Annotated in this window: 17 protein-coding genes, 1 tRNA gene, 1 pseudogene and 1 riboswitch; of the genes and pseudogenes, 11 read left to right on the top strand and 8 right to left on the bottom strand. The window is 64.5% G+C overall.

What is annotated here, in order from left to right; all coding sequences use genetic code 11:
* The first annotated feature begins 1079 nt into the window (after nucleotides 1–1079).
* From BJ987_RS03920 to BJ987_RS03910, 3 genes are read left to right on the top strand one after another with little or no spacing between them, the layout of a single operon-like run.
* Entirely contained in the window at nucleotides 1080–1259 is a 180-nt protein-coding gene (locus tag BJ987_RS03920) for a DUF4244 domain-containing protein (RefSeq protein ID WP_209897808.1), read from the top strand.
* A gap of 41 nt (nucleotides 1260–1300) precedes the next feature.
* Nucleotides 1301–1612: a TadE family type IV pilus minor pilin gene (locus BJ987_RS03915; protein WP_209884758.1), complete on the top strand. Its 312-nt coding sequence runs from the start codon at nucleotides 1301–1303 to the stop codon at nucleotides 1610–1612.
* Nucleotides 1609–2181, top strand: a complete 573-nt coding sequence (locus BJ987_RS03910) for an Rv3654c family TadE-like protein (protein ID WP_307869459.1) — start codon at nucleotides 1609–1611, stop codon at nucleotides 2179–2181. The genes BJ987_RS03915 and BJ987_RS03910 overlap by 4 nt, the downstream gene beginning before the upstream one ends.
* A 298-nt stretch (nucleotides 2182–2479) precedes the next feature.
* On the opposite strand, the gene sftH is transcribed toward BJ987_RS03910, so the two are convergent.
* Nucleotides 2480–4798 carry a DEAD/DEAH box helicase gene (sftH, locus tag BJ987_RS03905; protein WP_245365802.1) on the bottom strand — a complete coding sequence of 773 codons (2319 nt, stop codon included), beginning with the start codon at nucleotides 4796–4798 and terminating at the stop codon, nucleotides 2480–2482.
* A gap of 499 nt (nucleotides 4799–5297) precedes the next feature.
* Between sftH and BJ987_RS03900 the strand changes: the two genes are divergently transcribed.
* From BJ987_RS03900 to BJ987_RS03880, 5 genes are all read left to right on the top strand, one after another.
* Nucleotides 5298–5504 (top strand): cold-shock protein, encoded by a 207-nt coding sequence (locus BJ987_RS03900; protein ID WP_194816936.1) that lies wholly within the window; start codon nucleotides 5298–5300, stop codon nucleotides 5502–5504.
* Between the two features lie 301 nt (nucleotides 5505–5805).
* Entirely contained in the window at nucleotides 5806–8679 is a 2874-nt protein-coding gene (gene topA / locus BJ987_RS03895; RefSeq protein WP_209884754.1) for a type I DNA topoisomerase, read from the top strand.
* Nucleotides 8680–8773: 94 nt separating this feature from the next.
* Complete coding sequence (locus BJ987_RS03890; protein ID WP_209884752.1) at nucleotides 8774–9280, top strand: mycothiol transferase; 507 nt, start codon at nucleotides 8774–8776, stop codon at nucleotides 9278–9280.
* Nucleotides 9281–9311: 31 nt separating this feature from the next.
* Nucleotides 9312–10517: a DNA polymerase III subunit delta' gene (locus BJ987_RS03885; RefSeq protein WP_209884750.1), complete on the top strand. Its 1206-nt coding sequence runs from the start codon at nucleotides 9312–9314 to the stop codon at nucleotides 10515–10517.
* A gap of 57 nt (nucleotides 10518–10574) precedes the next feature.
* A tRNA-Thr gene (locus tag BJ987_RS03880) sits at nucleotides 10575–10650 on the top strand.
* A 14-nt stretch (nucleotides 10651–10664) separates the two neighbouring features.
* Here BJ987_RS03880 and BJ987_RS03875 read toward each other — a convergent pair.
* A pseudogene (locus BJ987_RS03875) lies at nucleotides 10665–10934 on the bottom strand (tyrosine-type recombinase/integrase); the annotation flags it as partial.
* A 210-nt stretch (nucleotides 10935–11144) separates the two neighbouring features.
* Here BJ987_RS03875 and BJ987_RS03870 point away from each other — a divergent pair.
* Nucleotides 11145–11942 carry a protein phosphatase 2C domain-containing protein gene (locus BJ987_RS03870; RefSeq protein ID WP_209884746.1) on the top strand — a complete coding sequence of 266 codons (798 nt, stop codon included), beginning with the start codon at nucleotides 11145–11147 and terminating at the stop codon, nucleotides 11940–11942.
* 45 nt (nucleotides 11943–11987) lie between these two features.
* Here BJ987_RS03870 and BJ987_RS03865 read toward each other — a convergent pair whose 3' ends face one another.
* Nucleotides 11988–12155 (bottom strand): hypothetical protein, encoded by a 168-nt coding sequence (locus BJ987_RS03865; RefSeq protein ID WP_209884744.1) that lies wholly within the window; start codon nucleotides 12153–12155, stop codon nucleotides 11988–11990.
* A 529-nt stretch (nucleotides 12156–12684) separates the two neighbouring features.
* Between BJ987_RS03865 and BJ987_RS03860 the strand changes: the two genes are divergently transcribed.
* Both BJ987_RS03860 and BJ987_RS03855 read left to right on the top strand, forming a co-directional pair.
* Complete coding sequence (locus BJ987_RS03860) at nucleotides 12685–12918, top strand: hypothetical protein (protein ID WP_209884742.1); 234 nt, start codon at nucleotides 12685–12687, stop codon at nucleotides 12916–12918.
* A 458-nt stretch (nucleotides 12919–13376) separates the two neighbouring features.
* Nucleotides 13377–13979: a hypothetical protein gene (locus BJ987_RS03855; RefSeq protein ID WP_209884740.1), complete on the top strand. Its 603-nt coding sequence runs from the start codon at nucleotides 13377–13379 to the stop codon at nucleotides 13977–13979.
* Between the two features lie 587 nt (nucleotides 13980–14566).
* Here the strand turns inward: BJ987_RS03855 and BJ987_RS03850 are convergent.
* From BJ987_RS03850 to BJ987_RS03830, 5 genes are all read right to left on the bottom strand, one after another.
* Nucleotides 14567–15922 (bottom strand): hypothetical protein, encoded by a 1356-nt coding sequence (locus BJ987_RS03850; protein WP_209884738.1) that lies wholly within the window; start codon nucleotides 15920–15922, stop codon nucleotides 14567–14569.
* A gap of 1275 nt (nucleotides 15923–17197) precedes the next feature.
* Complete coding sequence (locus BJ987_RS03845; protein ID WP_209884736.1) at nucleotides 17198–18031, bottom strand: helix-turn-helix domain-containing protein; 834 nt, start codon at nucleotides 18029–18031, stop codon at nucleotides 17198–17200.
* Complete coding sequence (locus tag BJ987_RS03840) at nucleotides 18028–18546, bottom strand: DUF6879 family protein (RefSeq protein WP_209884734.1); 519 nt, start codon at nucleotides 18544–18546, stop codon at nucleotides 18028–18030. The genes BJ987_RS03845 and BJ987_RS03840 overlap by 4 nt, the downstream gene beginning before the upstream one ends.
* Nucleotides 18527–18898 (bottom strand): hypothetical protein, encoded by a 372-nt coding sequence (locus tag BJ987_RS03835; protein WP_209884732.1) that lies wholly within the window; start codon nucleotides 18896–18898, stop codon nucleotides 18527–18529. The genes BJ987_RS03840 and BJ987_RS03835 overlap by 20 nt, the downstream gene beginning before the upstream one ends.
* 1709 nt (nucleotides 18899–20607) lie before the next feature.
* Nucleotides 20608–21921, bottom strand: a complete 1314-nt coding sequence (locus BJ987_RS03830; RefSeq protein ID WP_209884730.1) for an aminotransferase class V-fold PLP-dependent enzyme — start codon at nucleotides 21919–21921, stop codon at nucleotides 20608–20610.
* A 47-nt stretch (nucleotides 21922–21968) separates the two neighbouring features.
* Nucleotides 21969–22083: riboswitch (SAM riboswitch) on the bottom strand.
* Between the last annotated feature and the right edge of the window lie 51 nt (nucleotides 22084–22134).

Here is a 22134-nt window from a genome sequence, read left to right as displayed (position 1 = left end):
ACACGTGCGAACCCTCGCAGCGGGGGGCGTCGGCCATCCCACGGACGCGGGCGGGTGCACAACGTGGAATCGCCAGGATCGGCCACCCGGTGTGGATGTTGTGCGCCCGAGCCGAGTCGAGCCCGAACGGTTTGGGACTCCGAATGCAGGGACGACGACCGCTGATCGGGAAGGTCGATCCGCCACCGTACGAATCCCCGCAGCGGGTGGAGTCCGACACCGCCCTCCCGTCCGAGTCGGACTCCACCATCCCGCGGACACGGGCGGGTGCACAGCGTCGCCTCGGCAGCATGGGCGCTCCGTCGATGTTGTGCTCCCGAGTGCGGTTGAGCCCGAATGGATTCCGCGCACGAACGCAGGAACAACGACCGCTGCTCGACCGGATCGGCCGATGTACGCGGACGGCTGTTCGGCGCGGATCTGGCGAAACCGAGTCGTCGGCGTGGCCGGTGACCGCGCGACTTGGCTCTGGCCGAGTCGCCTTGTGGGCATGGGTGATGGCACAGCACGTGGCGTTGGTCGGGCTCAGTCTGCGCGCATCGGCGGTGTTGCGACGGGAACTGGGCCGCCTGGTCTCGGGAGCATGGGAGAGGGCGCGACGGACGGGGCCGGGGCCGGCAGGGTTTCGCCTGCGGAAGGCGGTGCGACCGACGATGTGTGGTCGGGTTCGCCTTCGTCCGCGTGCGGCGGTCCAACCGACGGTGTCGGGTCGGGTTGGCCTTCGTGCGTGGGCAGTGGCGCGACCGACGGTGCTGGGCCGCCTCGTCGCCCGAGCACGGACAGTCTTGGGTCAGGCCGGGCTTCGCCAGTGTGCGGCGGTGCGGCGGATGGTGTTGGAGCGAATCGGGTTTATTCCGTGTGCGGCGGTGCAGCGAACCATGGTGGGTCGAACCGGGCTTCGTCTGTGGGAGGTGGTGCGGCGAACGGTGTGTGGTCGGGTTGGCCGTCGTTCGTGTGCGGCGGTGCAACCGACCATGTTGGGTCGAACCGCGCTTCATCTGTGGGCGGCCGCGCAGCGTGTGGTGTGGGGGCGGATCGGCCTTCGTGCTTGGGCGGTGGGGCGGCGGTTGGAGTTGGGGATGCGGGTGCGGGTGTTGCGGGTGGTGGGAGCAGAGGAGGGGATGAGCACGGTCGAATATGCGATCGGGACTATCGCGGCGGCGGCCTTCGGGGCCGTGTTGTATGCCGTGGTGACCGGAGATTCGATCGTGAACGCGTTGACGAAGATCATCGACAAGGCGTTGAACACCAGCGTGTGAAGGTTGGGCGGGCAGCGAGGTCGGCGGGGGACCGGGGTGCGGTGACAGTCGAGGCGGCGATCGCGTTGAGTGCGGTCCTGGTTGCGGTGGTGCTGTGTTTCGGGGCTTTGCTCGCGGCGTCGACACAGGTGCGTTGTGTCGACGCCGCGCGTGAAGCAGCTCGATTGGCCGCGCGCGGGGACGAGGCGAATGCGGTAGCGGTGGCTCGGCGGGTAGCACCGCCGGGCGCCGACGTCGCGATGCGCGTGGAAGGGGACCGGGTGGTGGTGGTTGTTTCCGCCCGGTCGCCGTTGTTGCCGCTGTTGTTGCGGGCGGATGCCGTTGCCATGCAAGAGCCTGGAGTGTCTCAGTGAGCAAGGATGCCGAAACGGTCTGCGGGCCAACACCTCTCGAACACACGGATACGATGATCGTGAGGTTCGACGGGCTACGTCGGCCATGGGTGCCGAACACGGTGGCGACGTGCTTCGCTTTCATCGGTGAACAGCTTGATCGAGCTGACCTCGCGGGCATCGATGCCGATAGCGGAGGGCTGAACGGGCCACCACGAAGGCGGTTGGTGATCGAAGCGGGGGACGAGCGCGGCGGCGCGACTGTGCTGGCCTGCCTCGCGCTCGCGGGTTTGATCGCGGTCACGTTGTTGATCAGTCAGGTTGGGGCAGCTGTGGTGGCGCGGCATCGGGTGCAGGCAGCTGCTGATCTGGCGGCATTGGCGGGGGCAGGTGCGCTCGGGGAGGGAGTGGAGGCAGGGTGTGCCGCGGCTGGAGACATCGCGCGGCTTATGCGCGCGCGAGTACGGACGTGTTCGGTGTCGCAATGGGATGTAACTGTGACGGCCGAGAGAAATGTACCAATGGGTCTGTTTGGTGCCCGGGTAGTTAGTGCTATCGCGCGAGCAGGACCAGTCGAGGATGAGTTGTGACTGGCGGTTCACACTTTGCGCTCAGCCTCCTGAGTGCGTGCAATTCCGTAATTCAGATGACCAACAAATGCGACTTCAGTTCTATTTATGCCCGCGCTGTCTGGGCCATTCGAATGAAACCGCACGTCGCGCCGGAAAGGAGTGTGGCAATAGCGCAGTTAACATGAATCCCATCCTATTTAATCCGGACGAAACCCGGCTGCATCCGACCGCGCAACGCCTACCGGGACAGGCCAGCGCGCTCGCTGGTGATCTCCCAGCCAGGCGGCGACGCGGTCACGCCCGAAGCGCGGCCTCGTCACAAATCGGAATCCGGGCCTTCACCAGGCGCGGCCGCCTGGCTCAACTCGCCCAGAACCGCCGCGAGCAGCCAAGCCGCCGCCTCCTTGTCCAACGGGTGATTGCCGTTGCCGCACTTGGGCGACTGCACGCACGACGGGCACCCGGCCGCGCATCCGCAGGACTCGATGGCCGCCAGCGTCGCCGCCAACCACTGCCGCAACTGCGCGAACCCACGCTCGGCGAATCCGGCCCCACCGGGCTGGCCGTCGTAGACGAAGATCGTCGGCAAGCCGGTGTCGGGATGCTCGGCGATGGAGACGCCGCCGATGTCCCATCGATCGCAGGTCGCCACGAGCGGGAGCAGGCCGATCGCGGCATGTTCGGCCGCGTGCAAGGCTCCCGGGACCTCGGGCGGCTCGATGCCGGCGCGCTCCAGCAGCTCCGGCGTGACGGTGTAGAGGACCGCGCGGGTGGGCAGTGTCTGTGCCGGTAGATCCAGTTCGACGAGGTCGAGCACCTCGCCGGTTCGCAGGGTGCGGAGGTAGCCGATCACCTGGCTGGTTACCGTGACCTGCGCCAATGCGCTGGTCACCGCGCCATGGCTGTGCTGTTCGGTAATGCCGTCGATCGCGATCGAGGTGCGCTGACGCGCACTGGTGGTGTACCCGGGGTCGACAGCGCTCACGAACGCGACCCCGCCCTCCAGATCCAGTTCGTCGACCAGGTAGGTCTCGCCCTGATGCAGGTGCACCGCCCCTTGATGCAGGGTGGCGGGGGCCCGTCCAGCGTCGGCGGTGCCGAGCATCCGCCCGGTTTCGCCGTCCACGATCGCTACCGGAGCGCCGATCCCGCCGCGCACGTCCACCGCGTCGTGCGGCCCGGCCTGAACATCGGTCACATACCAGCGTCCGCCGCCGTTTCCCCGCCATCGAACCAGCCCCTGAGCTGCGAGATCGGCCATCAACTCGCGCGCGTCCAGTGCGTCGACTTCGGCGTCGGTGAGGGGCAGTTCCAGTGCCGCGCAGAGCAACTGCGGGCCCAGCACGTAGGGATTGTGCGGATCGGTGATCGTCGCCTCGACCGGCTTTTCCAGCAGTGCCTCGGGGTGCCGCACCAGGTAGGTGTCGAGCGGATCGTCCCTGGCCACGAGCAGTACCAGCGACCCTTGGGTGCGCCGCCCGGCCCGTCCGGCCTGCTGCCAGAACGAGGCCACCGTGCCCGGGAATCCGGCCATCACCACCGCGTCCAGCCCCGCGATATCCACGCCGAGTTCGAGCGCGTTGGTGGTGGCCGCGCCGAGCAGCGTGCCGTCGGACAGCGCCGTCTCCAGGGCTCGCCGATCCTCGCCCAGGTATCCGGCCCGATAGGCGGCGACCCGTTCGGCGAGGTCGGGATCCACCTCGCGCAGCCGCAGCCTGGTGTCCATCGCGATCAATTCGGCGGCGCGCCGGGAGCGCACGAAGGTCAGCGTCCGTGCTCCTTCGGCCACCAGATCCGCCATGATCCCGGCCGCCTCCGATGTCGCCGAACGCCGTATCGGTGCACCGTTCTCACCGGTCAGCGCGGTGAGGGGCGGTTCGAGCAGTGCGACCGTGCGAGCACCCTGCGGCGAACCGTCCTCGGTCACCGAGACGCAGGGCGCGCCGATCAACCGCGACGCGGCGGCCGCGGGTTCGGCGGTGGTCGCCGAGCACAGTATGAACACCGGATCCGCGCCGTAGTACTGGGCGATGCGCCGTAATCTGCGCAGCACCAGTGCCACATGTGACCCGAAGACCCCGCGATAGGCGTGGCATTCGTCGATCACCACATAGCGCAGCCGGCGCAGCACCCGGGCCCAGCGCTGATGCGACCGGAGAATGCCCAGGTGCAGCATGTCGGGATTGGTGAAGATCCAGCGTGCGTTGGCCCGCGCCCACTGCCGGATCTCGGCGGGAGTGTCGCCGTCGTAGGTGGCCGGGTGGACGTCCCGCAGCTGACCCTCGTGGGTCAATTCCCCGATCGCACGTAGTTGATCGGCGCCCAACGCTTTGGTCGGCGCCAGATAAAGGGCGGTGGCCCGGGGGTCTGCACGCAGCGCGGTGAGGACGGGCAGCTGATATCCCAGGGATTTCCCGGAGGCGGTGCCGGTGCTGACCACCACGTGCTGCCCGCTCGCGGCCGCTTCGGCGGTGCTGGTCTGGTGACTCCAGGGCTTTTCGATACCGGCGGCGCGCATGGCGTCGACTACCTCGGGCGCCGCCCAGGACGGCCATTCCGTGGTGAGCGCGTGGCGGGACGGTAGCTCTACGACATGGGTGAGTCGGGGGTCACGGGGGAGGACACGATTCAGCAACGATCGACCGTAGCTGAGCTGTTCGGAACTGTGCGAGAGGGTCGAGAAGTCGGGAGGATTCACAACGCGGGACGCCCGACACGCCGAGAAAGTGTGAAACGTGTGCGGTTGGCAAGGCCTACCTGCCATTTCGATACCAAATAGCGACCCGGGTCACAGGGGGTTTGCCAGATGCTCACTAGGTTATCCAGGAGCAAACGAACCTTGAGTCTGGATTCACCCATTGCGTCCCTCACCTGCGCATTCGCAAGATCAACTTTTTTGCAAATTGTCGGTAACTCGACTGTCGAATTGCTCGAAGACATGGTTCACTGGTTCCTGGTCGCAAGCTTCTGTGTTCGAGGGACGGATCCAAAGTCCAAACCGTCAGCAGGATCGATGTTGCGAACGGTGTGCTTGGTGCTTTCCTTGCAGGGGGAACCAACAGTACAACGGTCGGAACGGACCCGGTGGACGAACCCAGTTGTCCGCCGTTCCGGTAAGAAAGAGAAGGAATAGAATGGCACAGGGAACTGTGAAGTGGTTCAACGCGGAGAAGGGGTTCGGCTTCATCGCGCCCGAGGACGGCTCCGCTGACGTCTTCGTCCACTACTCCGAGATCCAGGGTCAGGGCTTCCGCACCCTCGAGGAGAACCAGAAGGTCGAGTTCGAGGTCGGCCAGGGCACCAAGGGCCCGCAGGCCACCGGAGTTCGCGCGCTCAGCTGAGCGACGCATAATCCACAGCGCGTCCCTCACCCCCGGTAGCGGAGGTGGGGGACGAGCTATATCTGGGGCAGGACACATCTCCGAGTGGCATACGGCACCTAGCGGCTCCCGCACTGCATACTGGGTTCCGGTTACCACGTACGCTCGGTGGTTCGGGGTCGCAAGCAATCGCCCGCAGCCGACGTCAAGGTATAAACGTGTCTGGTAGCGGCGGCAGATGTTGCCGACGCTTGCCCCAAACCGCGGTAGATAGATGACGCACCAGCGTCGCGCGGGTCGAGAAGGAAAGGTGTATTCGCCGGTGGCAGCACGAGACCTCGGTACAGCCGACCAGGGCCGTCCCCTGCGTCGTCTCGTGATCGTCGAGTCCCCGACCAAGGCCCGCAAGATCGCGCCGTACCTGGGTCGCAACTACACGGTCGAAGCCTCTGTCGGTCATATTCGGGACCTACCGCGCGGTGCCGCGGACGTACCCGCCAAGTACAAGGGTGAGTCCTGGGCCCGCCTAGGCGTCGATGTCGATCACGACTTCGAGCCGATCTATGTGGTGAGCCCGGAGAAGAAAGCCAAGGTCAGCGAGCTAAAGAACCTACTCAAAGACGCCGACGAGCTCTACCTCGCCACCGACCCCGACCGCGAGGGCGAGGCCATCGCCTGGCACCTGCTGGAGACGCTCAAGCCCAAGGTGCCGGTGCGCCGCATGGTGTTCCACGAGATCACCGAGCCGGCCATTCAGGCCGCCGCCGCCGATACCCGCGAACTCGACAACGATCTGGTCGACGCGCAGGAGACTCGCCGCATCCTGGACCGCCTTTATGGGTATGAGGTCAGTCCGGTGCTGTGGAAGAAGGTCATGCCGAAGCTGTCGGCGGGCCGTGTGCAGTCCGTCGCGACCCGGGTGATCGTGCAGCGTGAGCGTGAGCGCATGGCGTTCCGCTCGGCCGAATACTGGGATATCGCAGCGAAACTCGACGCGGGCGCCGCCGCCGGCAGCGATTCGTCCAATCCGCGGACCTTCGGGGCGCGGTTGGTGCAGGTCGACGGCTCGCGGGTGGCCAGCGGCCGTGATTTCGGCCCCGACGGTCAGCTCAAGGGCAGCGGTGTCGTCGTACTGGACGAGCCCTACGCCCGCCGGCTCGCGGAGGCGCTCGACGGCGCCGACCTGGTCGTTTCCTCCGCGGAGTCGAAGCCGTACTCGCGCAAGCCGTATCCGCCGTTCATGACCTCGACGTTGCAGCAGGAGGCGGGCCGCAAGCTGCGGTTCAGCTCCGAGCGCACGATGCGGGTCGCGCAGCGACTCTACGAAAACGGCTACATCACCTATATGCGTACCGACTCGACCACGCTGTCGCAGTCGGCGATCGATGCCGCGCGTTCGCAGGCTACGCAGCTCTACGGTCCGGATTATGTCTCGCCGACGCCGCGTCAGTACACCCGCAAGGTGAAGAACGCGCAGGAGGCGCACGAGGCGATCCGTCCCTCCGGCGACACCTTCCAAACCCCGGGCCAGCTGCACTCTCGGCTCGACACAGACGAATTCAAGCTCTACGAGCTGATCTGGCAGCGCACTGTCGCCTCGCAGATGGCCGACGCCAAGGGCACCACGCTGACGCTGCGCATCACCGGCGTCGCGGGCACCGGCGAAGAGTGCGTGTTCTCCGCCTCCGGTCGCACCATCACCTTCGCCGGCTTCCTCAAGGCCTACGTGGAGAGCGTGGACGAGGAGGCGGGCGGCCAGTCCGACGACGCCGAATCCCGTCTGCCTGCCCTGGACGAGGGCCAGGGCGTCACCGCGGTGGAACTGAATCCCGATGGGCACAGCACGAATCCGCCCGCGCGTTTCACCGAAGCTTCGCTGATCAAGACGCTGGAAGAACTCGGCATCGGTCGTCCGTCGACATACGCGTCGATCATCAAGACGATTCTGGACCGCGGCTATGTGTACAAGCGTGGTAGCGCGCTGGTGCCGTCGTGGGTGGCGTTCGCGGTGGTCGGGCTACTGGAGGCGTACTTCGGCCGATTGGTCGACTTCGACTTCACCGCCGCCATGGAAGACGATCTGGACGCCATCGCCGGTGGCCGCGAGCAGCGCGGAAATTGGTTGTCCTCCTTCTATTTCGGTGGCGATCACGGCGTCGAGGGTTCGGTCGCGCGCTCGGGCGGCCTGAAGAAGATGGTCGGCGAGCAGCTCGATGACATCGATGCCCGCGAGGTCAACTCGATCAAGCTGTTCACCGATGAAGAGGGCCGCGACGTGGTGGTTCGGGTCGGCCGATTCGGGCCGTACCTGGAGCGCATGGTCACCAATCCCGATGACCCCGAAGGTGATTCGATCTCGCAGCGGGCGAACCTGCCCGACGATCTGCCGCCGGACGAGCTGACCCCCGAGGTCGCCGAGAAGCTGTTCTCGACGCCGCAGGAGGGCCGCAAACTCGGTGCCGACCCGGTGACCGGGCACGAAATCGTCGCCAAGGAAGGACGTTTCGGTCCTTATGTGACCGAGATCCTGCCCGAGCCGGAAGCCACCGACGCCCCGGCCAAGAAGACGGCGAAGAAGGCGGCCGCGCCCAAACCGCGCACCGGTTCGCTGCTGAAGTCGATGGATTTGGCCACCATCACCCTGGACGACGCGTTGAAGCTGCTGTCGCTGCCGCGCGTGGTGGGTAAGGATCCGGCGTCCGGTGAGGAGATCACCGCGCAGAACGGTCGTTACGGCCCGTACCTGAAGAAGGGCACGGACTCGCGCTCGCTGGCCACCGAGGATCAGATCTTCACCGTGACGCTGGAGGAGGCGCTGAAGATCTACGCCGAACCCAAGCGGCGTGGCCGGCAGGCCGCCAGCGCGGCGGCGCTGCGCGAGCTCGGCAACGACTCCGCCACGGGTAAGCCGATGGTGATCAAGGACGGCCGCTTCGGTCCGTACGTCACCGACGGCGAGACCAACGCGAGCCTGCGCAAGGGTGACGAGGTCGAATCCATCACCGACGAGCGGGCTTCGGAGCTGCTGGCGGATCGGCGGGCGCGCGGCCCGGTGAAGAAGACGGCCAAGAAGGCGCCGGCGAAGAAGGCCGCAGCGAAGAAGACCGCCACCAAGACGGCGGCCACCAAGACGACCGCGAAGAAGACGACCGCCAAGAAGACCGCCGCGAAGAAGACCGCGGCCAAGAAGGCCTGAGCCCCGGCCCGGGTTCACTGATCCGAGTATTGGGGTGCTGGAATCGTCGTAGCCTCAGTCGATACTGCTGGGCAACGGCGAAAGGATCTTCCCCATGGCCATCGATCAGGAGCGCGAGGATCTGATCGCGATGCTCGCCGAACAGCGCGAGTTGTTCAAGATCACCTTGCGTGGTCTCGACGAGGAACAGGCGCGCAAACGCACCACGTCCAGCGAGCTGACCCTCGGTGGTCTGCTGCATCACCTGAACAACTGTGAGCGGCACTGGACCAAAGTGATCATCGAGCGCGACGAGCACGCGGCGCTCGACGTCACCACATTCGGCGGTGAATACGTCATGGCGCCCGAGGAGACCGTCGCGGGCCTGATCGCCGCTTGGGACGAGGCGGCCGCAGCGACCGCCGAGCTGATCCGGTCGGTGGACAGCTTGGACACCTCCATTCCGACGCCGACCAACCCGTGGGTGGAGGGCCAGGTCTGGCAGTCGGTGCGGACGACGTTCCTGCACATCCTCCGCGAAATCTCGCAGCACGCCGGGCACGCGGACATCATTCGCGAAGAGCTGGACGGGCAGAACAGCACCTATAGCCGAGTGTCCTGAGCTGTCGGTGCGGCCCGCTATGGTGTAGCCCGTGCCAGGTGTCTTCGATCGGTTGGTCGGCCAGGATGCGGTCGAGTCCGAGCTGACGGCTGCCGCCATCGCGGCCCGGGCCGGTGTCATCGAGGGCGCGATGACGCATTCCTGGTTGTTCACCGGTCCGCCCGGTTCGGGCAGATCCGTTGCGGCCCTGTGCTTCGCGGCCGCTCTGCAATGCACCGACGAAGGCACGCCCGGCTGTGGCCGCTGTCACGCATGCACCACCACCATGGCCGGCACGCACGGCGATGTGCGCCGCGTGATCCCCGAGGGGCTGAGCATCAGCACCAAGGAGATGCGCGAGATCGTGCAGGTCGCGTCCCGCCGCCCGAGTACCGGTCGCTGGCAGGTCGTCGTCATCGAGGATGCCGACCGTTTGACCGAGGCCGCGGGCAACGTCCTGCTGAAAGTTGTCGAGGAGCCACCGGACCGCACGGTGTTCCTGCTGTGCGCGCCGTCGGTGGACCCGGAAGATATCTCGATCACCCTGCGCTCGCGCTGCCGCCACGTCCACTTGGTCACCCCGTCGGTCGCCGCCATCGCGCAGGTGTTGCGCGACCGCGACCAACTCGACGAGAAGACGGCCACCTGGGCGGCTTCCATCAGTGGCGGCCACGTCGGCCGCGCCCGCCGCCTGGCCACCGACGAAGAGGCTCGCGCCCGCCGACAGCGCGCGCTGGGTCTGGTTGCCGCGGTCTCCCGCCCCGGCGCCGCCTACGCCGCCGCCGACGACCTCGTGAAATCCGCCGACGACGAAGCCAAGCTGATGAGCGCGGCCCGCGACGAACGCGAACGTGACGAACTCGCCACCGCCATGGGCGCCGGCGGCACCGGCAAAGGCGCGGCGGGCGCCACCCGCGGTTCGGCCGGTGTCCTCAAGGATCTCGAACGTCGGCAGAAATCCCGCGCCACCCGCACCGGCCGCGACGCCCTGGACCGCGCGCTGATCGACATCGCCGGCGTCTACCGTGACGCCCTCGCCGTCCGTTTCGGCGCCGCCCGCAACGGCTCCGGCGTCACCCTCACCCACCCCGACCTGTCCGACCAGATCCACGACTTGGCCGACCGCGTCCGCCCGGAGGGCCTGCTCCGCTCCATCGAAGCCGTCTTCGCCTGCCGCGAGGCCCTCGACACCAACGTCAAACCCCGCTTCGCCCTGGCCGCCATGGTCGCCACCCTCATCGCCGCCCACTCATCCTGACCAGCCGTTTTCGCGATCCGGACACCGAGACGATAGACTCGCCACGCCGAAAGGCACGCCGCCTTAGCTCAGTCGGTAGAGCGCTTCACTCGTAATGAAAAGGTCGGGGGTTCGATTCCCCCAGGCGGCTCCACAGGAAAAGCGGTTCTAACCAGCCGCTTTTCGACCCTTCCTACGCTTCCTCCTCATCGGCGCATTCCCCGTCTTGTCACGCTTTGCCACAAGCGCCTCTAAAGTGCCCGCTGCCGAGGCCAACGCATCGTTCTGGGAATGCACGTAGGTCCGCATGGTGAAGGCGCTATCCGCGTGGCCCAGCCATTCCGCGATCACCGCGATCGGTACCCCTTGAAGGTGCATCAGAGTTCCGCAGGTGTGACGTGCGTCATGCAGGCGGATGCGGCGCACGCCAGCGGCCTTGGTCAGAGTTGCGGACAACCGTGTCATCGTCCACATCGCGGGCATCACTGCTGTCGGCTCCGAAGGCGTCGCGCATTGGCTCAGTACCAACCTGAACAAGCTTTACGACCCAGCCGCAGAACTGACCGGCTGCCTAATCGCGTGTGAGTTCAACCAGGACCTCACCGTCACCGGTAGCGAGCTGCTGGCTGGGCCATACTCGGTCCCGTCATGAGTCTCACCATTGAATCTGCGCAATTGGCAGCCACATCTGCCGCCGACCGTCTGGTTGTGACTGACAATGCCGTGATCGTTCTCGATGGTGCCACCGCGCACGATCCGTCGATGCCGGCGGCGGGGGATTATGTCGACCGTCTGGCTTCGGAACTGACACAGTCGATCGGCGAAACTTCGCCCCTTGCCGACATACTTGAGAGAGCCATTGCGAGGACAGCCGAAGCACTCGAAATCGTGCCCGGCCCTTCGCCGTCGAGCACCGTGGCCCTTGTCCGGGTTCAGTTGGACAGCGTCGAATCGTTGGTTCTAGGTGACTCCTCGGTGATCTTCGGACAACGCAGTGGGGACATTGCGACGTACACAGACGACCGTCTCTCGCAACTCGGCTTGCCTGAAGCTGACGCATACCGGCGGTTCCTTACTGCGGGGCGGGGCTACAGTGCTCAGCACTCGAAACTTCTGGTAGAGCTGCAAAAGACCGAACGGGAGCGACGCAACCGACCTGACGGCTACTGGATCGCTGAAGCTAACCCTCGCGCGGCCAAACACGCCTTGCAAGTCCGGTATCCACGCGGTGCGCTTGCATGGATTGTTGTAGCCACCGATGGCGCTTTCGATCTTGTGCCGACGGTCGGCTTAAGCTGGTCCGAGGTAGCGCAGATGTCGACGCCCCAGCTGAGAGAACTTCTCGACCGTATCCATACCTGGGAAGCCGAGACGGACCCGGATGGGCGGATCTTGCCACGCGCGAAACGCCATGACGACAAGACCGTCGCTGTCCTGCGATTCTGAGCGTGAGCACGCCCCGTAGCTTTGAGCTTCGGGTTGTTGCCGAATTCAGCCATACAGGATCAAGGGCGCCTGCGGCGGCGCGTGCGCGCCGCCGCCGCGCTTCGACGCGCAGCGGGCTTGCTCGTACCTCACCGCCCGGCGCGTCGGCGCGTCGGCGACGAACACGCGCATACCGAAGGTGACGATTCCTCTCTGGCTCACTTCTTCGATCAACCGATCAGTGTGGGCGCGACCGGAGTCGTACCCCATTGACCTCCCGCAGCCGAGGACGAATCCGCCGGCACTCTGCCCGGTCGACTGGCTGTGGTCCCGCTCAGGCGATGGACTCGGACGACGATCGACACGTTGCGGAGCTGGTCCGAAGCCCCCTCGCGCGGGTCAGATGCCGCGGGGCTGGTGTTGATCTGGTCCGCCGTCGAAGTACCAGGCGCTGGGCACGTCCAGCGCGGGGGCGACTCGTAGAACCATTCGTGGTCGGGGAACACCGCACGTTCCGACACAGGACAACCCGAGCCGGTTGCGTCGGCGTGGCCCATCCACCACCACCGGTCGGGGAGTTCGTGCACTGGTCGCCCACCTTCCTGCTGTGGCGGTCTGATCGATCCAGGGCTAGCACGACTGCGGCGGGCATCAAGAGCGCCTACGGCGTCACTACGTGATTGCTATCGCAACCCTTGACACCCACCACAGCCGTGCTCGAGACGCCCTCAATCAGACCACCCCAGCAGGAAGGCACCCGATCATGAGCTACCCACTGCACGTACTCCCCGACCTCTCCAGCCTCGGCGGCGAATGGGCCACCGTCACCGTCGGAGACTGCGTCTCGGGTCGCCGCGTCCAGGTCGGCCGCGCGGTGTTCCCCGACCACGAATGGCCCTACGAACCCCACAACTGCCCCTGCTGGGACGTCCCCAGCGCCTGGTACCTCGACGGCTACGTCCTGATCTGCCTCGGGTGCGGCATCGACGGCACCTAACCCACCCGAGGGGGCTTCGGCCCCCTTCACCCTTCCGGGCACCGACAACGACGTCGGGCAGCGGATCGCCAACGACGTCGATCCCAGCCCGCACCCGGCGCACTGATTCGCCGGAACCCCTGCCGCCCGCGTGGCGACGCCTTCCCCATGTGGGACGGCAGGGCACCAACCCCCGGCCCATTGCTGAACGAATCCGCAGTGATGTCGGTGGTATCGCGACCGGTGGCCGCGTGGCCCTGTTCTGGGTTGGCCTGCATTGTGATCCCGCGCCCCTCACACCTCAAGAGCGCCGTTCGGCGTCCCTACGGGATCAGCTTCGCTGACTCTTGACCTGCGAGCCTCGACGCGTGACGGGCAGGCCCTTGTGGGGCAGGCGGGTAGCCAGCCCCTGTCATACGCAGACCACCCCAGACCAGGGCCAAACCGTGCCCCGTACGTGCACCAGAGATACTCACCCGATGGATGAACAGCGAAGTTGGCTGGAGACGGTGGCGGGACCACTGGCCGGGGCCTCAGTCGGTGCGGTCGTGGTGATTGCCCTCGCAATGGCGGGGCCTGGGAAGTATTACGGTTGGCGCCTCCAGAAGGTCTTGGACCTCCTCGGCGGAATGGAGGACCTCGACGGGATGGAGGCACAGCGCCGCGAACTTCACGCCGAGGCCGACCGATTGTCTAGACTCGTTGCGGCCATTCATCGGGTACCCACCGAATGGCGCCGATTCGCGCTGTGGGTGGTGGTCTACGGCGTCGCCGCCCTGATAACTTTCTCGGGATTCTGGGTCCTCCAGCGATGGGGGATCACGGGTTGGTGGCATTGGCTCGGGCTGCTGGCAATCGTCATTCTGGCGTCGCCGTTCATGGAAACCACCCATGTGTGGTGGGACTCGTGGAAGTACACCCGGCGCGAACGCCGCCGATTCATCGCGGAGGGCCTTCCCGCTGACTTCCAACGCCGCCACGCCCCGATCACTCCGAAATGGGTCATCCGGTGGATACCAAAGTGGGCGTTGGCCGAACACAGCGAGACGCTCACCGACTCCACCGACCTACACGCGTCCTAACTGACACCTTGCCGCTGCCCGGCACCGAGGGCCTACAGATGAACTTGACCGCTGAAGCTAGTCCGCCGACTTCGGCCACTTTCCGGATACAAACGTCCGCGACCCGTGGTTTGGCCCAGGCTGGATCGCATTCGATGGGAAGCCGGTGGATAATCGAACGTATGTGCGAATCTATCCGGCCCTATCTGCGCAACGGGAGCTGGACGGAACCGGCTCCCCGATACTGCCCGAACGGTCACCGACTCGGTCCAGGTCGAGTGCTCGTCGGTGCGGTGCCCTGCATCCGGATCGGTGGCCACCATCGAACGCACACGTGCCGAGTCTGCAACACCACGATCTACAGCCCACCGCTGCACACCGACTGCGATCACTACTCATAGATGGGCCGCTGGGCATCCGCCGAGTGTCACCACGTTGTCACAAGTACCCCGAACAACCCCTAACATTGCCGGACACAATCGGCAGGTGACGGTACGCCGGGAGATTGACGAGTATTGGCACGAACCGATCGAGGCTGCCTCCGGAGCAGAAGGCTTGGCATGCACACAGAGAACAAACCCAACTGTCGAACGGATTCGTGCAAGGATCTACTCAGAGTTCGGGGGTGGCGTTGGATGCTCGGCATCTGGTGACACGCTCGGCCCTGCATGGCTATGTGGCGCTTCAAAAGGCCAGTTCATCATCATAGTTGAATCGGCACCTTTCGAAAGTGCGTATTCGCGCACATTCTCGAACACTGGCCAATTACGCCAGCCATCCGGAGGCAATTCTCCACTCTCAAGAGCCTTTTTGACGAGCTGATACGCGTCCTCGTTTCTGTCGAGCAGAGCACTCTTGGTTGCGGCGTATCTAAGAGCCAATGTGGATGTATCCCATTCCTCCACCTCCCTCCTGATTGCCTCCAGACCATGCAGCTTTTTCCTCGCAATCCAGCGGTTTACCGTGCAGATTATTCGAGTTGCATCGTTGCCTACAGCTTCGAGGTGCCATTCATTTATGGTCTCGACAATTGAATAGTGTTCGCGAAGAAGGAGCCCGAACGACAAACTGGACAAGTCGCGATCAATCAGAAGATCGGCGTCGGGAGATTTGGCAAATTTTCTAGCCGCAGTAACGCAGAGCTTGATCGCAGCAACCAAGAGCATTGCAACAGACTCTCGCAAATACTTCGATGAAACTCGAAGCCGGTGCCCAATTTCGGGCGGATCGGGAATCCCCTTCGTATTCGACAGGTAGATAGCGTTGACGACACCTCCTGCATGTACGAGTAGGTGCCGCCGTTGAAACACCTCGACTAGGCTTACGGGGCAGTCAGTAACTCCGACCACTTCGATCTTGTGTCGTTTTGCGAGCCAATCCATCCAATCGTTGAAGCTCCCGCGCAACAGATCTTCCGCGACTCTTTCACCGCAATGCCGACGGAATTCGGTGATGGTTACAAAGCTCTCAATGTCCTGATAAGTGAATCTTCTCTCGGATGATCGAAGAATCTCGGGCCGCGTTTCTATAACTGCGCGAACCAGTCCGGAAATTAAAACTTCAAAATCGCTGACAATATTGATAAGTAGCGATGATCGGAGGATGCGCACGCCACTATTTCTGCGAGTTATCGTGGACCACACAGAACCATATTTCGCAAAATAGTCAGGCCTTCCTGTCAATTCATCCAGCTGGGCCTGGAGTTGACTCCGCAGAAGGTCACGCGCTTCTGAAATCTCATCTTCGGATGCCCCCGCCTTCTTAAGCGCGTCTCGCTTGTCCATAATTTCGTGGATGTTCTTGTGTACCAGCGACGCGGCATCGCGGTGCTGGTTTTTCGGATCGCTTGGAAAACGACGTGTGGCCTCGGCAACAAAAAGGGATTCGACGTCACTCAGTTGCGAAGCGTTCGCTCCGATGAAACGGTCAAGCTCACGCGCTGCCTCCATTGCCTCTACGAACACATGTAGAGGGTGTAAAAACAGGAAAACGGGGTGGCCTTTGGTTCCACTGGTCTGACCCTGTATTGAGTTAGTCACAAAACACGATCGTAGCTTCATGGGGCGGCCTACCGGCTGGTTTGTCAGTATCGAGGCCTCGTGCCTCGCTGCACGGATCGACAAGCCGCTGACGTCGGCAGTTGCCGGGCCTTCTCAAGGTCTTTGGCAGGTAGTGCCTTGGGGCGCCAGAACGGGGCCGTACGCTGCTGGGCTGGGCTGAGGGCGGGTTTCGCCAGAGGAGTAGGTAGCTGAGACCGGAGACGGCACTCCTGACGACTATGCCGATGACAGTCGGGAAGCCGAGCGACATCATCGACGCTGCAATTGGGTCGGTTAGCAACTGTTCAGCAATCTTGCCTGCTTCTGGCCGCCTGGAGACACCTGCGGTACGCAGCGACTATGCACACCGATACCACATTCCCTTCCTCGGACAACACAGCGAGCGGTTACCCGCAGTCCGGGGTAACGCCGATCTGTTTGCCTCTGCGCCAGGCCGTCTCCAGGCCGTGGGCCGGGAACCACCCAGAACGACTGAGGATCGTCCGGGTTTCACCAGTTGAAGAGCAATTTTCCGATCTTTCACCACTCCCAAAATCGGTCGCAAGATCCTGGACATCCTAGAAGGATTCCCTGACGGAGATGTCACGCCGTTGTCACAACTCGCGCAGACGACCCTGGACGCAGCCATACCCCCACGGAAGCATTGCTCCACTTCACATAGGGGTGTGGACATTGGCGGACCAAGATCAGACGCGATGTACTCGACTCGTAATGAAAAGGTCGGGGGTTCGATTCCCCCAGGCGGCTCCAGGTCAGAGGGTTACCCGCCCTCCGCGAGGCGGTTCTTGGCAAGCACACCTTGCCAAGAACTTGCCAACACGCGGTGGCGGGTCTTTTTCGCAGCCGAACAGAACGGCCCCCAAGTTGTGGGCGGAGGGTGTCGGAGTAGGCCGACAGGACATATCCGGGTCATGGCTGTGCCAGGCCCCTGCCACGATGTGCACCGGGATGCCGAGCGCCCGCATCAATGACACCGACGTGTTCCACAGCCCTCGAGTTGGATGCCCCGCCGCCTTCGCGAGCCGCTGAAACTTGTCGGAGTCTAACTCCGGCCGGACCGGCATTCCGTCCGCGTACGCCGCGATCAAACCGGACACCCGACAACGGCACGTCCAGCGCGAGGCATTCGGCCCGCTGCGCCTTCCTGAGGCTGCGTAGCGCGGCCATCACCCAGGGCAGTTACGGGGTCGCCGAGCTGTTCATCGCGGCGGTGATCATGGCGCGGGCGTCGGCCCCGTGGACGGCTTGGTCCTTGAGGCGGTGAAATGCTCTCTCGTACAAGGTGATCTCGCTGGGCTGAGTGATGGTGAGTTCGGCCGTGACGGTCTCGACTTGGACCATGCGGTTGTCGAACATGATGAAGTTGTTTGTGGGTGTTGTGTAATCGTGGACCGACGGAACGATGCCGACCACTACACGTGGCAGGGACATGGCTGTGAGGAGTCGGTCCATCTGTTCGATCATCAGATCCGCGGGGCCGACGCGGGTGTGGAGAACTTGCTCAGCCAGGATGAAATAGAACCGGTGGTTGCCCCGGTACAGAACTTGCTGACGCTCCAGGCGTGCAGAAAGGCTCGCGTCGATATCCGCCTCTGGCTCGTCGCAGAAATCGAGCACCGTGCGGAGGACCGCTTCGGCGTACGGCGGGGTCTGCAACAGTCCGGGCACGAGGACAGGTTCATACCACCGCATCAGCTTGGTTTTCGCTTCGGTTGCGATCGACTGTTTCTGCCTGTGCGGCAGGCGCATCCGACGCCATTCGAGGTAGGCGGTTTCGACGTTGCGCAGGTTGGCGATGAGGTCTGGTATCTGCTCCGCAGTGTGGGTGTGGATGCACCAGACACGCACGTCGTCATCGGTCGGTGTCTGTTTGCCGTACTCGATTTTCGAGACCTTGGAAGGGGGCCAATCGGCAAGCTCGGAGAGTTGCCTGCCGGTGAGCCCAGCATCCTTACGGAGGTTACGCAGGCGTTCACCGAACGCCTCGCGGGCCTCTTTCGCGGTAGTGGTCACGCCTGAATGTAGTCAGCGTGCGGAATTGCTTTGTCCCACACTCGGTTCCACACGGCTCGGGCATGGTCGACTATCACCGGATCGTGGCTGATTCCCCAGCCGACATAACGGCCGGACGGCTCGAACACGGTAAACGCGAGCAACCGATCATCGACGAGCCAGAAGTCATCCGTGGACAGTGCGGCCGGGTCGATCAGGTGCCGAGGGAGGTACCGAATCTCTTCTCCGACAGCGATGTTCTGATTGGCGACAACGAGGCCCCACCTGGTATAGGCGGTGTGTGGCTCGGTGACGACACGGGCACGACGTACGGCCCGGCCGGTGCTGGTGACCTCGCGGATCAAGTTCCACCAGTCCGCACCCCAGGCATAATCGTCGGGCTCACCGGCCAGGAACTTGCCGAACGGCTCGGCTTCCTCCGGCGTCTCGTACGTGTCGAGCACTTCGAGGTGGTGGGCGCTGCTCTCGCAGGAGCGGAGGAGGTCGTCGATTTCCTCACCTTGCAGTAGTTGCATCTACCCAAACCTCCTTTCCTACAGGAACTTCGATGCCGGCCTCATGGTCCGGGACGTTCATCTCGGCCAGCGCACCGGCATCGGTAACCGGAGTGCCCGCCAGAACGAACGTGCCTCGCCCGGTGTCGCCCAGCAGTGCGCCGACGCACGTTCCCGGTTCGGTGTGGGCAAGGAGACGGTGCGGTATCTCAACCTGATCGTCGTGGTCCTTGACCCGCCATCCCTGGACGACGTACGTACCTCGGTTCGTGGCGAAGAGTGTTGGGCTCCCGCCGTTCTGGGTGTTCTTGCCGAGGAACGTCAAGTGCAGCGTCCGGTCTTCTATCGGTACGTTTCGCACAATTTCTTCCATGTGGTCGATCCTCGGGCACCACTAGAAACTGGTCAACAGAAACCTTACCGGCGAGAAATTCCGAGAAATCTGGTGCAGATTCTCGTGGCCATCTTCGTAGCGTCGTCGATACGGGCCGGGTGAGCTCGACGCCTGTCGTTCACCCGGCTCGAAGCCAATCGAAAGGGCTTGGCGTGTCGGATGATCAGTGCCACGTGCACCTCGAGTTCGGGTCGCTCGTTTTCGACTACTGCACCGGGAGGCAGCAGGCCGGGCTCTACGCTCAAGTCGTAGGGGAATGGCTGGGCGTACCCGTGCTCGTAGACGATGAAGTCCGCGACGATATGCCTCCGCTTCCGTGCGAGTCGTTATGGTCATAATCCCTTTCGCGCCACTGGTCTCGTATCGTTCGCGCGGACGGGCCTGCGGGGTTCGCGCTGTCGAGTGATGCCCGACGACGGGCTCGGGCCCAGACTGCCGACAGAACACCGGCGCCCCTGACGATTACGTAGCTCAGGCGGGTATGGTCTCGAGCCTGAGGAGGGCGGATGTGTAGCGAGAGGCTGATACCGGAGCGAACGATCGACTCGTTGCTTGCAACAGAAGTCGTTCGTCACGACCCGTTTGCGCTCATTTGGTCGCCGGCACCGTCTCGCGGTTCGGTGGACCACCTCGTCAGGTACTCCTCGAGCAAATTGGCAATCTTCGAGTGCAAGGCCGTCGACTCCATACCCAGTGGTCGACGGTGGACTGCACCTCTTGACCTGGCGCAACTGCGCCGGTACCTGGACGTGAAGATTCCGGCTCTGTACGTATTCCTCGTGCGGCCACCGATATTGAGGAGGCCTGATGAGTGCAATTGCGGCATTCGGCCATGCGATTCGGTTGCACAGTGCGTCGCATGCTGTACGGACACCCGCGCCTACAGCGGACTCAATCGGAACGTAATGTCAGCACCGGCGGAGCTGCGGCTACAACCGTGGTTCTGTCACTGGGCGTGGGTCATCCAGGCCCGCGACTTGTGGAATCTGCTTCCTAGCGACACTCGCAGACAGTCGACAACGACAGTCCGGCTTGATGACAGCTGGTTCCATGAACATCACACGTTCGGGTTCGGGATGACGCGGCTGTGTCACTTCCTGCAAGACGTTGTATCTGGCTACCACGCCACTACTGCTGGGCGTGGGCCGTGGACGACCTCCGGAGATGTCGGGGAAGTTATCGCTCTCCTACGTCAAGTTCATTGGCCGGTTGAAGATGGTGGCATGACCCTGCCGACCGTGGTGGGCTTCTCCAACGGGGGTGACGGTCGTGGTCCAGTAACGCTGTCAGGTCGCATCAGGCAAATGCCGTGAGTACGCACATGGTGTGGGCACACATGGGCTTTGATCGTGCAGCGGGCTCCCCTTCTTGACCTGCGCAGCGCTCACTCTCCAGGTCGCGCATCTATATATGCGACTCACCATGCCGACTGGAATGCGGGAGCCGGGGGATGGGGCGTCGGATGATGCGGGGCATGGCTATCAATATGGGGCCGCCGGAGGGGCAGACGGATGCGGAGTTGTTGCAGCATCTTGCGTTTTGGCGGCGGAAGGTGCGGGAGTACTCGCAGAGCAGAGAGCCGGAGGTGGTTGCGCAGGGGCGTAGTGAGGTGGAGAGGTTTCGGGTGGAGGCGGTCAGGCGGGGATTGATACCGCCGCCTGAGCTCGACTTTTGATTGGGGGCGGGGGTCAGTTGATGCAGGGGGCGGCGCCGGTGGTGGCGTCGGTGAAGTCGCGGGTTTCGGGGGTGGGATTCCAGAGGCCGTCGGTTTTGGTGTAGGTCCAGTCGGGGCCGTTTTCGACGAGGGTGGCGATGGCTTGGATGAGGCGGTCGACGTCGGCGGAGTTGGAGCCGAGGCCGATGCTGGCGCGCAGGGCGCCGTCGAGGCCGAGGCGGGCGAGGAGGGGGTGGGCGCAGAAGCGGCCGTCTCGGACGCCGATGCCGTGTTCGGCGGAGAGGTAGGCGGCGACTTCGCCGGGGGCGAAGCCGTCGAGGGTGAAGGCGACGATGCCGACGACATCGGGGCTGTCGGACCACAGGCGCAGTTGGGTGACGCCGGGGATGGCGGACAGGCCCGCGCGGAGGCGGTCGGCGAGTTCGCGTTCGTGGGCGATGAGGGTTTCGGGGTCGATCTGGCAGAGAGCGTCACAGGCGGCGGCGAGGGCGGCGGCGCCGAGGACGTTCGGGGAGCCGGCTTCGTGGCGCTGCGGTGCGGCGGCCCACTGGGCGTCGGTGGTGCTGACCTCGCGGACGGCGCCGCCGCCGGCCAGGTACGGCTCGGCGCGGTCGAGCCAGTCGCGGCGGCCGACGAGGACGCCCGCGCCGAAGGGGGCGTAGAGCTTGTGGCCGGAGCAGGCGAGGTAGTCGATACCGGTGTCGCGCAGGCTGATTCGGCGGTGCGGTGCGAGCTGGGCGGCGTCGACGAGGATGCGCGCGCCGCACTGGTGGGCGATCTCGGCGAGACGTTCGAGCGGCAGCACTTCGCCGGTGACGTTGGAGGCGCCGGTGACAGCGAGCAGCGCGGCGGGCTTGCTGCACAGTTCCGCGACGAGTAGCCGGATGGTCTCCTCGATGGTGTCGGCGGCGCGGACGACGCGGCGGCCGTGCTTGGTCCAGGGGAGGAAGTTGGCGTGGTGCTCGATGTCCAGGACGACGGTGTCGCCGGGGACGCAGGCGGCGAGCAGGTTCAGCGAGTCGGTGGTGTTGCGGGTGAAGACGACGACCTGGTCGTCGGCGGCGTCGAGGAACCGGGTGACCGAACCGCGGGCCGCCTCGTAGCTCTCGGTGGAGATCCGGGAGGCGTAGCCGGCGCCGCGGTGCACGCTGGCGTAGAACGGCAGCAGCTGCTGCACACGGTCGGTGACCTGGGCCAATGCGGGCGCGCTGGCGGCGTAGTCGAAGTTGGCGTAGGTGGTGGTTCCGCCTTGGACGAGCGGTACCTGGAGGTCGTCGCCGGACACTCGCGCCAGCGGTGCACAGGTCTTGGTGGCCACAGCAGTCATTACGTAGATCCCATCGTTCCAGGGACTCGCAATCGAGAGATCGGTCGAGTCCGCGCTTGCCGCGCCCGATTGGACGAACGGCCGGGTCGTCACCCGGAGCACCCCACCGCGGAGGAGGGTTGCCGACCAGCTAGCCGGGGCTTAGCGCTGGTACTCATGACCTGTCCCGAGATTGGCAGACGCACCGGCGCGCTGTCAACTGTGCGGTTCGGG

It is taken from the genome of Nocardia goodfellowii, from assembly GCF_017875645.1.
In the GTDB taxonomy this organism is placed as follows: domain Bacteria; phylum Actinomycetota; class Actinomycetes; order Mycobacteriales; family Mycobacteriaceae; genus Nocardia; species Nocardia goodfellowii.
Note: the sequence above shows the minus strand (reverse complement) of the source record. Positions and strands in the feature narration are given on the sequence as shown.

Excerpts from the sequence above, each read along its gene's own strand:
- BJ987_RS03920 (WP_209897808.1), top strand. The coding sequence starts at position 1,080 with ATGCGGGTGCGGGTGTTGCGGGTGGTGGGAGCAGAGGAGGGGATGAGC.
- BJ987_RS03900 (WP_194816936.1), top strand. The coding sequence starts at position 5,298 with ATGGCACAGGGAACTGTGAAGTGGTTCAACGCGGAGAAGGGGTTCGGC.
- BJ987_RS03890 (WP_209884752.1), top strand. The coding sequence starts at position 8,774 with ATGGCCATCGATCAGGAGCGCGAGGATCTGATCGCGATGCTCGCCGAA.
- BJ987_RS03870 (WP_209884746.1), top strand. The coding sequence starts at position 11,145 with ATGAGTCTCACCATTGAATCTGCGCAATTGGCAGCCACATCTGCCGCC.
- BJ987_RS03860 (WP_209884742.1), top strand. The coding sequence starts at position 12,685 with ATGAGCTACCCACTGCACGTACTCCCCGACCTCTCCAGCCTCGGCGGC.
- BJ987_RS03855 (WP_209884740.1), top strand. The coding sequence starts at position 13,377 with ATGGATGAACAGCGAAGTTGGCTGGAGACGGTGGCGGGACCACTGGCC.
- BJ987_RS03840 (WP_209884734.1), bottom strand. The coding sequence starts at position 18,546 with ATGCAACTACTGCAAGGTGAGGAAATCGACGACCTCCTCCGCTCCTGC.
- BJ987_RS03835 (WP_209884732.1), bottom strand. The coding sequence starts at position 18,898 with ATGGAAGAAATTGTGCGAAACGTACCGATAGAAGACCGGACGCTGCAC.
- BJ987_RS03830 (WP_209884730.1), bottom strand. The coding sequence starts at position 21,921 with ATGACTGCTGTGGCCACCAAGACCTGTGCACCGCTGGCGCGAGTGTCC.